Source organism: Neobacillus sp. SAB-20_R2A, assembly GCF_049568635.1.
In the GTDB taxonomy this organism is placed as follows: domain Bacteria; phylum Bacillota; class Bacilli; order Bacillales; family Cytobacillaceae; genus Neobacillus; species Neobacillus citreus.
In genome coordinates, this window is the sequence record NZ_CP145895.1 from 2,952,263 (window position 1) to 2,966,014 (window position 13,752).

Annotated in this window: 15 protein-coding genes; 3 read left to right on the top strand and 12 right to left on the bottom strand. The window is 42.0% G+C overall.

Annotated elements, in window-relative coordinates:
• Positions 1–7 precede the first annotated feature (7 nt).
• Complete coding sequence (locus V5M37_RS14345; protein ID WP_423802539.1) at positions 8–235, top strand: hypothetical protein; 228 nt, start codon at positions 8–10, stop codon at positions 233–235.
• A 194-nt stretch (positions 236–429) separates the two neighbouring features.
• Here the strand turns inward: V5M37_RS14345 and V5M37_RS14350 are convergent, their stop codons facing one another.
• The 6 genes from V5M37_RS14350 to V5M37_RS14375 all read right to left on the bottom strand — a co-directional run bounded on the left by V5M37_RS14350 (position 430) and on the right by V5M37_RS14375 (position 6,862).
• Entirely contained in the window at positions 430–1,380 is a 951-nt protein-coding gene (locus tag V5M37_RS14350) for a ribose-phosphate diphosphokinase (protein ID WP_423802540.1), read from the bottom strand.
• A 107-nt stretch (positions 1,381–1,487) separates the two neighbouring features.
• Entirely contained in the window at positions 1,488–1,694 is a 207-nt protein-coding gene (locus tag V5M37_RS14355; protein ID WP_213139876.1) for a hypothetical protein, read from the bottom strand.
• 104 nt (positions 1,695–1,798) lie between these two features.
• Positions 1,799–2,158 (bottom strand): hypothetical protein, encoded by a 360-nt coding sequence (locus V5M37_RS14360; protein WP_213139875.1) that lies wholly within the window; start codon positions 2,156–2,158, stop codon positions 1,799–1,801.
• Positions 2,159–2,285: 127 nt separating this feature from the next.
• Positions 2,286–3,668, bottom strand: a complete 1,383-nt coding sequence (locus V5M37_RS14365) for a short-chain fatty acid transporter (protein WP_423802541.1) — start codon at positions 3,666–3,668, stop codon at positions 2,286–2,288.
• Positions 3,665–5,233, bottom strand: coding sequence for an AMP-binding protein (locus V5M37_RS14370; protein WP_423802542.1), 1,569 nt, complete (start codon positions 5,231–5,233; stop codon positions 3,665–3,667). The genes V5M37_RS14365 and V5M37_RS14370 overlap by 4 nt, the downstream gene beginning before the upstream one ends.
• 180 nt (positions 5,234–5,413) lie before the next feature.
• Positions 5,414–6,862: a sigma-54 interaction domain-containing protein gene (locus V5M37_RS14375; protein WP_423802543.1), complete on the bottom strand. Its 1,449-nt coding sequence runs from the start codon at positions 6,860–6,862 to the stop codon at positions 5,414–5,416.
• A gap of 141 nt (positions 6,863–7,003) precedes the next feature.
• On the opposite strand from V5M37_RS14375, the gene V5M37_RS14380 reads away from it, so the two are divergent.
• On the top strand, positions 7,004–7,831 hold the full coding sequence (locus V5M37_RS14380) for a GNAT family N-acetyltransferase (RefSeq protein ID WP_423802544.1): 828 nt from the start codon (positions 7,004–7,006) through the stop codon (positions 7,829–7,831).
• A 138-nt stretch (positions 7,832–7,969) separates the two neighbouring features.
• Positions 7,970–8,344, top strand: a complete 375-nt coding sequence (locus tag V5M37_RS14385; RefSeq protein WP_423802545.1) for a PH domain-containing protein — start codon at positions 7,970–7,972, stop codon at positions 8,342–8,344.
• Between the two features lie 105 nt (positions 8,345–8,449).
• On the opposite strand, the gene V5M37_RS14390 is transcribed toward V5M37_RS14385, so the two are convergent.
• The 6 genes from V5M37_RS14390 to V5M37_RS14415 all read right to left on the bottom strand — a co-directional run bounded on the left by V5M37_RS14390 (position 8,450) and on the right by V5M37_RS14415 (position 13,745).
• Positions 8,450–9,343, bottom strand: coding sequence for an NAD(P)-dependent oxidoreductase (locus V5M37_RS14390; protein WP_423802546.1), 894 nt, complete (start codon positions 9,341–9,343; stop codon positions 8,450–8,452).
• Positions 9,344–9,345: 2 nt separating this feature from the next.
• On the bottom strand, positions 9,346–10,119 hold the full coding sequence (locus tag V5M37_RS14395) for a hydroxypyruvate isomerase family protein (protein ID WP_423802547.1): 774 nt from the start codon (positions 10,117–10,119) through the stop codon (positions 9,346–9,348).
• Positions 10,120–10,266: 147 nt separating this feature from the next.
• Entirely contained in the window at positions 10,267–11,049 is a 783-nt protein-coding gene (locus V5M37_RS14400; RefSeq protein ID WP_423802548.1) for an enoyl-CoA hydratase/isomerase family protein, read from the bottom strand.
• A 15-nt stretch (positions 11,050–11,064) separates the two neighbouring features.
• Positions 11,065–11,910, bottom strand: coding sequence for a 3-hydroxyacyl-CoA dehydrogenase family protein (locus tag V5M37_RS14405; protein ID WP_423802549.1), 846 nt, complete (start codon positions 11,908–11,910; stop codon positions 11,065–11,067).
• A gap of 70 nt (positions 11,911–11,980) precedes the next feature.
• Entirely contained in the window at positions 11,981–12,958 is a 978-nt protein-coding gene (locus V5M37_RS14410) for an electron transfer flavoprotein subunit alpha/FixB family protein (RefSeq protein WP_423802550.1), read from the bottom strand.
• 13 nt (positions 12,959–12,971) lie between these two features.
• Positions 12,972–13,745, bottom strand: a complete 774-nt coding sequence (locus tag V5M37_RS14415) for an electron transfer flavoprotein subunit beta/FixA family protein (RefSeq protein WP_423802551.1) — start codon at positions 13,743–13,745, stop codon at positions 12,972–12,974.
• Between the last annotated feature and the right edge of the window lie 7 nt (positions 13,746–13,752).

Here is a 13,752-nt window from a genome sequence, read left to right on the forward strand (position 1 = left end):
TGAAATCATGAAATGGGGTCTGGTGATTGTTAGCATTTTCATTGCCATCATCATGTTTCTTTATCAATGGCCAAAACTGAAAAAGCAGCAAAAAAAGGAAAAAGCAGCGTTTCTCTCGCTAACCTGTCTTGGATTGCTTCTCGCCGTTTTACTTATTTTATATCCAGAAATGCCTGGCCCCACTCAATTAATTGACTGGATTTACAAGCCATTTGGAAAGCTGATCGAAAAATAGGCTTTGCGACAGTTGGCGGGGGGAATGCGACAGTTGGCATCTCTTATCCGACAGTTAGAGAGTGCCATGTGACAGTTAACGGTTGTTATCCGACAGTTAGAAGAACCTATCCCACAGTAAGCCTTTTTTTACTTCCCCAAAAATGAAAGATCCACCCTAGCACTGGGCTACGGGTGGATTTTTTTGGTGGAAGGTTATTCAAATAATGGGCTGACCGCCTTTTTGTTGTGAACCCGATCGATGGCTTCGACAAGTAATGGAGCGACGGATAATATTGTCATTTTACCGCTCCTCTTTTCTTCTGGAATGGAAATCGTATTGGTAACCACCAATTCTTTAATCGAGGATGATTCGATTCTGCTGACAGCCGGTCCAGAAAGTAGCGGGTGTGTGCTGCAGGCATAGACAGCCTTTGCCCCTTTTTCCATCATGGCATTTGCTCCGGTTGTAATGGTCCCTGCTGTATCAATGAGATCATCCACAATAATTGCATTCTTTCCTTGAATGTTTCCAATAATGTTCATAATATCAGATGTATCGTGCTCAGGGCGGCGCCGGTCAATCAAGGCAATCGGGGCATTTAACAGGCTGGCCATTTTTCTTGCTCTGACCACCCCGCCGTTATGCGGTGCAACCACAACGATATCTTCTAATCCTTTTTCTTCAAAATACTTAGAAAGAATCGGAATCCCGGTTAAATGTTCTACAGGTATATCAAAAAAACCTTGTACTTGCGGGGAATGGAAATCCATCGTAATAATCCTGCTGGCACCAGCTGAAACCAAAAGATTCGCGACAAGTTTTGCTGTAATCGGTTCCCGCGATCTTGCTTTCCTGTCTTGGCGGGCATAGCTGTAATATGGCACAACAATGTTAATCACTTTTGCAGAAGCTCGTTTCAAGGCATCAATCATGATAAGAAGCTCCATAATATGTACATTCGTTGGATGTGAAGTGGATTGGACTAAGAAGACTTCACTTCCGCGAACACTTTCTTCTATGCTAATTTGAATTTCACCATCGCTAAATTGCTTCACGGAGCTTCGGCCTAACGTACAGCCTAAAAGTTCAGCCATTTCTTCTGCCAGCTTGCGGTTTGAATTTAAGGTAAACATTTTGAAGTCTTTATTTAATTGATAAGGCACCTTGTTTCCTCCAAAAATACTTTTTCTATTATTATAACATTCAATTGGGACAAGGATAAAATTTTGCATAAAAATAAAAAAGCACCCTCGAAAGGATGCACCCATTGTTATTTTTCAATTACCTCCACAGAGGAAATCCGTGTTGGATTGATGACAATTTTCTCGTCTCTGTCTAAATATACCAGCGTGTTATGCAAGGTTTTTTCACCATTTGCTGAATCAGTATAAAACGTTCGAGTGAAGTCTTTTAATGAATAATCCTTTTCGCTAATGACATATTCCTTTCCAGAATCCATGACGACTTTAATTTTCATTTCCCCCACTCCTAACTTATGTTGTTACTATTCATTATTCGATGTTGGAGGGTGAAAATCCTTTTGAAAAGCCATTCAATTTTTGAAATTATTAAGAACAACTGTTAATAACGTTTCTTTTTGCTGAATGATAAAACGAGATTTTTTAGCGTATAGAGTCTTCCCGAGAAAATAAATAAATCATCGTAGTTATTTTTTACATACTCTTCAATAATGTCGTGCCCTTCTTGAAACCGATTCACTAAATAATGAGTGTATTTTCCATCCCAGGAAAAGCGATTAATCCTAATAAGTTCATCTGCGATGATTTGATACTGAAACTCCTCCATGATTAGTTTCATTTGATACACCTTATCCACATTTACATAAACACTATTTTTATTTGCGTGGGTCTTATGGACAAATTTAATAAAATTATTTATATTTTCAGCGAGCATGATCGCTTTTTGCATTTCGAATTGCATGTTTCCATCACCCCTGAAAACATAATGTTTTCCTAGGAAAAGTGTATGTTTAGAACTTTTATTATATTACAAAACGAAAAGTGCCAGGCACCTGTCAATGAATGATGCCCGGCACTTACTTTACTTTTTAAAAAATATACATACAAACTGAGATAATGATTCCCGTATAAACAAGTGTGATAACGGTGAAGCCCATGATGTCGCGGATTTTCAGGCCAGCGATGGCTAGAAGCGGGATGGCCCAGAATGGCTGAATCATGTTGGTCCAGGCATCGCCCCAAGCAACGGCCATCACCACTTTTGCCGGTTCTACCCCCATTTCAAGAGCAGCCGGTATAATCATTGGTGCCTGAACGGCCCATTGGCCGCCTCCAGACGGAATAAACATATTGAGTAATCCCGCCGCCCAAAATGTAAATAACGGTAATGTATTGCTTGTAGAAATATCCGTGAATAAATCGGAAATCCATAGCGCCAACCCTGAAGCACCCATCATCCCCATGATTCCAGCATAGAACGGATATTGCAAGGCAAATTGGCCGACGCTGCCGGACGCCTTTAATATCCCTTTTCCAAGATCTCGGACGTTTCCATATAATAATAGAGCAAACGTTAAGAAGATGAGGTTGACCGTATTTAAATCCAGTGAGAACCCATTTTTCACAAAGTGATTGATTAAGTAAGATAATCCTAAAAGCCCTCCGAAAACGGTGATAAGTCTGCTTTTTTCTAATTTATCATTGAGGTAATTGGTCTCAGAATCTTTTGTGTCCACTTCAATTTTGTCTTCCAACAGTTTTTGATCAATAATAAAGCGGTCTTCTTTTCTTTTTGGATGGACTAGTTTCATGATGAATGGCAAAGTGAAGAAGGTGATGATGACGATGGCCAAATTTAAAGGTGAGAAAAGCGTCTCAGATGTTGGAATGATGCCAATTTTATCTTGAAAAACATGATCTTTTGTCGCTACGAACAAAGCCGGTGAGGAAGAAAGGCCGCCCTCCCAGATGACAAATCCTGAATATCCAGCGGCAACTAGGACTCGGTAATCCACATCCCGTACCTTTTTCGCCACTAGCTTCGCGATAATGCCGGCGACCACAAGTCCAAATGCCCAGCTGATTAGTGAGGCAAAAAGCGACGTAAAGGTCACTAGTAAAATAGCAGAAGTTGGTGTTTTACAAATTCCGGCGATTGATTCAAGTGTTTTTGAAACTGGTTTTGTTAAAGCTAAAGCGTAACTCATGATGAACGTTGTGATGATTTGCGCGGTAAAGGTTAACAGTCCCCAAAAGCCGTCTCCCCAATAAATGGCCATGTCCACAGGTGACTTATCTGTGATGAACATTCCGCCAAGAAACGTGATCACCGTAAGCAAAACAGCAAAGACGAAGGCATCCGGCAGCCATCTTTCTGCAATCTTAGCAAAGAAAAGTCCAACCTTTGCAACAATATTATTTTGGTTATTTAACGAAGACTTTGGCGATTCATTTTGCAGGTTTGGTTTCATTTTATTTCCTCCCTTTTACCAATATAATTTTTTAATAGATGCTTTTGAATTTTCCCAACCGAGGTTCTCGGAAATTCTGAAAGAATCTGAACGGATTCAGGAACCTTAAATTTGGCCAGTTTATTTTTACAGTAATCAATTAATTCCTGCGCGGAAGTTTCATAGTCGTCCTTCAAGATAACAAAGGCGTGAATGGCTTCATCTCTCATTTCATCAGGAACACCTATGACAGCGCTTTCAAACACAGCCTGATGTTGATTCAAAACAAACTCCACTTCGCTGGCTGCGATATTTTCTCCGGCTCGTTTGATCATATCCTTCTTCCGGTCAACAAAATAGAAAAAATCCGTATCCGGGTCCTTACGGGCCATATCTCCTGTATAAAGCCAGCCAGCCTGCAATGTCTCGTTTGTGGCTGTCTCATTGTTAAAATACCCCTTCATAATCGTTCTGCCTGGAATACCGGAAACGACAATTTGCCCTTCTTCACCGTCCCCTACTTCACAGCCATTTTCATCTACCAGTTTGACGTTATAGGCAATATTCGGACGGCCGATACTTAAATTATCACGTACGCCATTTATTGGATTGATCAGCGGCGTTCCGACGGTTTCTGTCATGCCATACAACTGGCATAGTGGAACCTGGTACCTTTCCTCAAAGGTTCGCAGCTGTTCACTCGTAACTGATTGGGCAAAAACAATTAAACGCAGGTTATTATTGGCATCTTCCGAATCATATTCTTTTTTCAATATCATTTTGATTGGTGCGGCAAACAAGGAACCGACCGTGGCCTCGAGACGTTTCGCCTGCTTAAAATATCTGGAAGCACTGAAGGCTTCTGTTATCGCAATACTTGCTCCTACCGTGAGGGCTGGCATCGACAAATAATACTGACCGTTCCCATGGAAAATCGGCAGTACAATCATAACTCGGTCTTCAGGAGTTAACCTTAACGATCTCGACATGATTTCCCCGACAAACACATAGTTGGCGTGAGTGATTAGAACCCCTTTTGGCTTGGATGTCGTCCCTGATGTATACAATATCGCAGCAAGATCATCACTTGAGAGCTTAGGAAAGGCCTTCATTGGTTCATGCTGCTTGATCACTTCATCAAGACTTACCCCATACTCTTGGTTGCCCTTGCTTCTTGATAAAATCAAACCATTTAATTGAGGTTGGAAACTAGTAAACTTCTCTACATATTCATCTTCGGTAATGACAAGCCTTGTTTCCGAATGTTCCAATAGGTAGGCAATTTCATCTGCTGTGGAAAGAATATTAGTTGGCACCATAACTGCGCCAATGGATGTAATGGCGAACCAGGAAATCATAAAGTCCATGTTGTTAGGCAGGTGCAGCAGGACTTTATCACCTTTTCTAATACCATAAGCATGTAAAGCAGATGCAAGCCTTCTGACCCGGCTGCTAAATTCTTCATATGTATGAGAAAGTGTCTGTTCATCTTTGTCTTCAAATACGATAAAGGTCTTTTTTGGAAAAAGAGCGGTCATTTCTTCTAAAAGCTTTGGAATTGTTCTATTTCCGATAATATCTGTCATGGGTTGTTCCCTCCTGCCAACCATCGTTTCATTTTTAATGAATTCCTCCCTATTATTTTTAATAGTTCTGCACGTTTATCTAATATGCAATTTCCATGCCAAAACCACAAAACATTGTCATGTTCACAAAATTGTTATTTTTATAGTCTAAAAGCACAATAAAAGTGATTCTATTCAGAATCACTGATGAAGAACGTAATCGGTTTGCTGAAATCCAAGCCTCTGCATTTTTTTCACTAATGTTGATTGGCTGATACCGAGGGCCTTTGCCGCTTTTCTGGTAGATCGGTATTGAACCATCGCTTCCATGATCATCGTTCTTTCAAGGTCTTGGACAACATCTTTTAATGTCTTTTCAGTTGTTAAGGATTGGGACAAATACTGATGATTGAAAGAAAAATGGCGGGTATCTATCATTTCTGACTCGACAGTTACCACAAGCCGTTCTATCAAATTCTGCATCTCGCGAATGTTACCCGGCCATGAATAGGTCTTCATTTGGGTAATAGCCGCATCCGACAATTGCTTATTCATGTTATATTTTTGGTTCAATTTCTTTAAAAAATAAAAAGCGAGGAGCGGGATGTCCTCTTTCCGTTCGCGTAAGGAAGGAATTTTAATAGGAACAACATTTAAGCGGTAGTATAAATCTTGACGAAACTCCCCTCTGACTACCATTGATTCCAGGTCTTTATTGGTAGCTGAGATAATCCGAATATCAATTTTCTTCGGTTGACCTCCGCCAATCCGTCTGACTTCTAATTCTTGAATGACCCTTAAAAGCTTGACCTGAAGATGGAGCGGCATTTCCCCAATTTCATCAAGGAAAATGGTGCCTTTGTCGGCCTGTTCAAATAGTCCTGCCCTGCCCCTGATGTCAGCACCGGTAAAGGCCCCTTTTTCATAGCCAAATAACTCAGATTCAAGCAAATCCTTGGGAATGGCGGCACAATTCACTTTGATAAAAGGTTGATTGGCACGGGAGCTTAATTTTTGAATTAAATTAGCGATTATTTCCTTCCCGACCCCTGATTCCCCAAGCAGTAAAACCGTCGAATGAACCGGGGCAATTTTTTGCACTAAATCGATGACTTTTAACATTTTGTCACTGTTGGCGATAATGCCTTGGTGTGAGATGATATGTTCCTTTTTTTGATAGAACTCTAATTCTTGCAAATACTGGTCCGCAAGCGCCTTGGTCTGTTTTAGTTCGATCTTCAATTGATTTAAAGAGGAGATGTCCCTTAGGTTGGTGACAACATACAAAATTTCCCCATTCTCATCAAAGATGGGGTTACCTGTAACCAAGAGTTCTTTCCCATTTACTTTTTGGACCATCGTCAGTCTTTCTTTTTTTTCTAAAACATGCATAGATATGGAATCGGAAATGATGCCTTGCTCTTTTAAATCGTTCATATGTTTTCCAATTAGCTGTTCTTTTGTGGCACCCGTGACTCTTGTATAAGCTTTGTTCATTTTAAAACCATATCCGTTTTTATCGGTAATAAAAATTGGATCGTAGCTGGAGTCGATAAAATCTTCAAAAATCTTGGCCAATTTGATGGTACGGTTTAATTCGTCAGTAAGTTTGTGAATTTGTTCTTGAAGATTTGTTCCCAAATTATTCATCTATTTCCACCCCTTGTCAGTTTATTATAAATTATCTGATTACTTTTTTCATCACTTAATAGTGGAAACTTGTCCTTGAAGAAGGAATACTTCAACTTGAACAAGAATAAATATAGTGGATTATGAACTGAGGTGACAAAGATGTTAAAACAGGAACAATTAAAGGAAATTAAAGCTCTACAAGAGACTTGTGAAAAAGAAGGTGGTTTCCACCTAAAGCTTAATGATGATATGCTCGAAAACCGTAGCGCAAACCGGCAGGAAGATTTCTTTCGTTACGAAGACGGCAAGCTTGTTGGTTTTTTAGGAAGCTATGGGTTTGGAAATAAAGTGGAGCTTTGCGGGATGGTGCATCCGGATTACCGCAGAAAAGGAATCTTCTCTAAGCTGCTTAAGTTAGGGCTTGATGAGGCGAAAAGACACGGTGCGGACACGATTTTGCTGAATGCCCCGACTGGATCCCTGTCAGCAAAGGAATTTTTAAAAATGATTCCATGTACCTTTTCGGTAGCAGAATATCAGATGAAATGGCAGCACACAGAATTAGTCGATGATCCTTCTGTTACGGTAAGGCCCTCTTCTAGCAAAGAGGATTGGGAGGCGGAAATCCAGTTGGAAATTTCAGGCTTTGGGTTCAGTGAAAAAGAAGCGCGTGAATTTCAGCAGACCATCTCGGAAACTAGCAATGAGGATAGGCTGATTATTGAGGCCGAAGGCAGGATAGCTGGAAAGATGCGTGTTTCTGAGTTGAATGGTGAAGCTTGGATTTACGGTTTCGCGATTTTCCCTGAACTGCGAGGAAAAGGGATAGGACGTCGTGCTTTATCAAGGGTCGTCAAAATGGAACATCAGAAAGGCTTGCCGATTTTTCTCGAAGTCGAAGCTAAGAACGCCCATGCGCTTGGGCTCTATGAATCTTGCGGGTTTAGGAGTTATCATTCGCAGGATTATTATATATATCAAAATTAAATCACAAACAGCCAGGATATGTTTAGATATCCTGACTGTTTTTAGTGAATTTTTCATTGCAGGTTTATCATTTTTTTAGGAAACCTTTTTATAAAGTTAATCGTATTAAATATAAAGAACCTTTTTGGTGGTGATATTATGAAATATTCATCAAAGAAAGATTGGTGGCTAACTGTTATTGTTTTTGGGGGCATGATATTTGCAATTGGAAGCAGCGGAATGGCGGTTTTTGAAGACACTCCAAATGTTGGAGAAACAATAGTTGCGCTCCTAGTCCCGATTCTATTATCCTTTTTTATATTGTGGCTGTGGCTCACTACTTACTATGTTATTGATGATAAAAACTTAATTGTTAGGTATGGGCCGTTTAAGAAAATTATTCCGTTTTATTCCATAAAATCCGTCAAGAAAACCATGAATCCCTTATCTAGCCCGGCGTTGTCTTTAAAAAGGGACGAGTTTATGGACGTTCTCGCAAAACACTGTCCGCACGCAAAGATAATAAAGTCGTAGAAAGTGCCAGATGGCCGCTAAAAAGGGTATCTGGCACTTTTCTTTACTGATTTTTACTGTCGGAGCTATCCGGGCACCCCTTCGGGTAAAATATAAACCAACTTACTAACTGTTTTTCTTCACCACGACCCCGCATTGTTCCTCCAACGGCAGAATAACCGCCGACATATCCAAATCGCCTAAACCTTGCTCGGTTGACAAGCGATAGGCCTCCTCTGCCAATTGACCCGTAAATTCCCTCAACCCTGCCTCTTGTAATAGCTGATTGGCCAAGCGGACATCTTTGTGAACATATTTCACGGCGCCGCCAGGCTCAAATTGGCGGTCGAATACATACTCCTTCATATGTCTCCGCAAAATTCGGCTGTCCCCATAGCTCGCAGAGAGAATTTTGTAAAGTTGCTCTGGGGCAAGGCCAAATTTAGACCCGGTTACCATCACTTCAGAAACTGCCAAGGAATGAACCGCAACAAGATATTGGTTCATAAGTTTGGCAATGCTGCCAGCACCTGACTGACCGAGATGTTCAATTGTTCCCCCGACAACGCCTAGTATCGGAAAAACTTTTTCAAAAGCAGCCCGTTCGCCCCCGGCCATTATCGTTAAAGATCCACTTTCCGCACCCTCTGGCCCGCCGCTTACCGGGCAGTCGAGATAACTCAATCCTTTTTCAATGGCGCGAGCGTGGATGGTCTTGCTCGTATCTGCGCCGACCGAAGTAAAATCGATACAAATGGTACCGGGCCGGGCATTTTCAAGGATTCCGCCGTTTCCTTGATACACTTCTAGAACGTCCCCTGGCATCGATAAACAGGTGCAAATAACATCACTGTTTTGTGCCAGCGATGAGATAGATTCTTCTTGTCCTGCACCATGCTCCACCAACGCTTTTACTTTTTCCTTCGTCCGGTTATAGACACTTACTTGATACCCGTGATCCAAGAGCCTTTTTACCATCCTTGAACCCATTACTCCAATCCCAACAAATCCTATTTTCATGTTTATTTTCCTCCTCCCCTAAGCCATTCGAAGCTATCTTGGCTTTTCCCTAAAGGGGTATATTCCAGCCCAATATACCCTTCATATGTATCATGTAAATATTGAAAAATACTTTGATAATCCATTTCCCCTATGCCAGGCTGATTCCGCCCCGGAACATCGGCAATTTGAATATGGCCCACCACGTCTGCATATTGTTGAAAAAGTGTGAGCGGATTCCCATGGATTCTTTGAATATGGTAAAAATCAAATTGAAGCTTCACATTAGGCAGCCTCAACGTATCGAGAATGTCCTTTGCCTGATGAATATCACTCAAAAAATAATCCGGCATATCGTTTTGGTTAATCGGTTCTATCAAAACTGTGAGGCCATGCTTCGCCATTTCCGTTCCGGCAAAGAAAAGGTTCTCATGAAAGACTTCATTAGCGATTTTCTTATCATCTTCGGAAACGATACCGGCCATACAGTGAATTCTCGGAACGTTCATGGCTGTGGCATACTTTATTCCTTCCATAACTGAACTTCTAAATTCATCCACTCGATTAGGGTCTACCGCAAGGCCCCGGTCACCCTTTGACCAATTACCTGGCGGCAAATTCAAGAGAACCATCGATAATTGATTCCGGACAAGTTCCATCTGAATCTCTTCTATCGAATAATCATAAGGAAATTGACACTCCACAAAGGAAAATCCACACTCCCGGGCTTTCTTAAACCGTTCCAAAAAAGGAACTTCAGTAAAAATAGTTGTAAGGTTAACAGCAAATTTGTTCATCTTAAACTCCATCAATAAAAATTTTTAGAAAAGCACTAAATAAAAGATTCGACTATAATTTTAATTTTTCCTTGCATTTTTTCAAAAAATCGACAAACAAAATGCCTGGTACCGTCTTAATTCGGATGATACCAGGCACTTGTTACTTTATTTAGATGCAAATTCCGGCTTTCTTTTTTCTAAAAAGGCAGATGTTCCTTCGTTTTTGTCTTCTGTAGAAAACAGGACAGCTTGGGCAAGTTTTTCAATAAGCAGGCCTGTTCTTTGATCTGTTTCAAATCCGGCTAAAACGGCAAGCTTTGCCAACTTAACAGCAAGTGGTCCTTTTGCAAGGATTTTATCAGCTACTTCCTCGGTTTTTGCGACCAGATCTTCCGGTGCTACTACTTCAGATACTAATCCAATCCGGTACGCTTCGTCGCCGTCAATCATTTTTCCAGTTAGAATCATCTCAAGCGCTTTCCCTTTGCCAACCACGCGAGCTAGTCGCTGGGTCCCGCCAGCAGAAGGAATGATAGCAAGATTCAGTTCCGGCAGGCCAAACTTGGCATTCGCGGACGCAACCCGTATATCACAAGCAAGCGCAAGCTCGCAGCCCCCGCCTAAGGCAAAGCCGTTTACCATAGCAATGGTTGGTTTATCATACATTTCAATGAGGTCATATACCTCTTGCATCCCGCCCGGTTTGAAAACATCGAGAGCAGTCTTCTTTTTTAACTGACTGATATCTGCTCCGGCAGCGAAGGATTTTTCACCTTTTCCGGTAAAAACTACAACGCCGACTGAATCGTCTCCCCTTAACTCGTTAAGCGCGGCAACAATCTCCTGCAAAGTCTCAAAGTTCAAAGCATTGCGAAGCTCAGGACGATTAATGACGATATAGGCAAGGCGCCCTTTTCGATTAATTTCAAGATTTTGATAGTTTTGCATCAATAACTCCCCCTATTAATTATAGTTATAAAACCCTTTACCGCTTTTCTTCCCCAGCCGGCCTGCTTTTACATATTTTACAAGAATTGGACATGGACGGTATTTCTCCCCAAGTGTTTTATGGAGATATTCCATATTGCGGAGCCTTGTATCAAGACCAACAAGGTCGGCGAGTTGAAGCGGACCCATTGGATGGTTAAGGCCTAATTTAATCGCTTTATCAATATCCTCGACCGTCCCAACACCTTCCATGACCATATTCATGGCTTCATTCCCGATGAGGCAGTTCATTCGGCTGGTGGCAAAGCCGGGGAATTCATTGATTTTGACACATTCCTTTCCGAGCGCTTTTCCAAATTCAAAGCTTCTTTCGATCGTCTCCTCGGATGTTTCCAGTCCACAAACCACTTCAATCAGCTTCATTCTTGGTACTGGGTTGAAGAAATGAAGAGCAACACAGCGGTCCGGTCTCGATGTTTGCGCCGCAATTTCCGTTGGGCTCATCGTCGAAGTATTGGTAGCCAAAATCGCTGAAGGTTTTACAATCTGATCCAGCTGCTTAAAGATTTCGATTTTTAAATCCATGATTTCCAAAACTGCTTCAATGACGATATCGGCATCCTTGGCAGCTTCTTCAAGCTGGGTGGTATAGCGGATTCTGTTTATGGCAGCATCTGCCGTTTCTCTATCAAGTTCGCCTTTTTCAACAGCACGATTAAATTGCTTTTCGATGTAGGATCGGCAGGTTCCTAGGGAAGATTCACTGATATCTTGAACATAGGTGATAAAACCCGCCGCTGCACTTGTATAAGCAATTCCTCGTCCCATCGTGCCGGAACCGATAACACTAACTATTTCCATGCTACTTTCCCCTTTCATGCAGAAAGAGCCCTCCTAAGAAGGGGGCTGCTTTTCTGTTAATCTCCTAAACCTAAGCTTTTACAAGCAAATTTTTAATTTCTTCGGTAAGCATTGGCACCACTTCAAATAAATCTCCGACAATTCCATAATCGGCCACTTTAAAAATATTGGCCTCCGGATCCTTATTGATCGCAACGACCACTTTGGAGTTGGACATTCCCGCAAGGTGTTGGATGGCCCCAGAAATTCCGCAAGCGATATAAAGATCAGGCGTCACAACCTTACCTGTTTGTCCAATCTGCAGGGAATAATCGCAGTACTCCGCATCACACGCACCGCGTGAAGCGCCAACCGCGCCGCCAAGTACATCTGCAAGCTCTTGAAGCGGCTTGAAGCCTTCTTCACTTTTCACGCCGCGTCCACCGGAAATGATCACTTTTGCTTCTGTTAGGTCAACACCTTGGATTGCCTTTTTCGCTACTTCGCGAATAATAGTACGCAAATCCTTGATTTCCACAGAAACAGAGGACACCTCACCAGTGCGTGATTCATCTTTCTCAAGCGGCGCAATATTATTTGGACGGATAGAGGCAAAAATTAAGCCGTCCGTAACAATTTTCTTTTCAAATGCTTTACCTGAATAGATTGGTCGGGTAAAAACAACATTTCCCCCTGCTGCTTCAATCGCCACGGCATCGGAAATCAGCCCGGAACCAAGCTTGCTGGCAACCTTAGGAGATAGGTCCTTACCAAGAGCCGTGTGGCCAAAAATAATGGCTTCTGGCTGTTCCTGTTCTACGACAGCAAGGATTGCCTGGGAAAAGCCATCTGGCGTGTAGCTGGCAAGCTTAGGGTTTTCCACCACGACTGCCCTGTCAGCACCATACTGAATTAACTCTTGTGCCAGATTTCCCACGGATTCTCCAAGCAGCACAGCAACTACTTCGCCACCTTCAGCGACAGTTTTCGCTGCGGCGATCCCTTCAAATGATACATTTCTTAATTCCCCATCACGGACTTCACCAAGTACGATTACTTTTCTTGTCATGTTAGTTCCTCCCTTAAATTACCTTTGCTTCTGAATGCAGCAGATTAACAAGTTCTTTTACTTGATTTTGAAGCTCTCCTTCAAGAACGCGGCCTGCTTCTTTTTTCGGAGGCAGATAAATTTCGATTGTTTTTGTTTTCGCTTCAACATCATCTTCTTCTAAATCAAGGTCATCAAGCTCTAGTTCTTCAAGCGGCTTTTTCTTTGCTTTCATAATTCCTGGCAAAGATGGGTAGCGCGGTTCGTTTAAGCCTTGCTGTGCAGTCACCAAGAGCGGAAGTGATGTTTCAATTGTTTCAGAGCTTCCTTCTACGTCTCTGACGATGTTGACGTTCTGACCGTCTACTTCAATTTTTGTAATGGTCGTTACATATGGGATATCTAACAGGTCAGCGACACGCGGTCCGACTTGGCCGCTTCCGCCATCAATCGCTACATTTCCAGCGAAAATTAGGTCAGCATCCTTCTCCTTTAGGTATTCTGCTAAAATTTTTGCAGTCGTAAATTCGTCGCCAGTTTCAAGGTCGTCCTCTGTATTGATTAGGACAGCCTTATCTGCTCCCATTGCCAGCGCCGTACGCAGCTGCTTTTCTGCATCTTCTCCGCCAACAGACACGACAGTTACTTCCCCGCCTTGATTGTCGCGGATTTGGATCGCTTCTTCCACACCGTACTCATCATATGGATTGATAATAAATTCAGCACCGTCCTCTTGGATGGCTCCTTTTGAGACGACAATTTTTTCCTCGGTATCAAACGTTCTTTTTAACAAAACATAAATATTCATGTCAAAA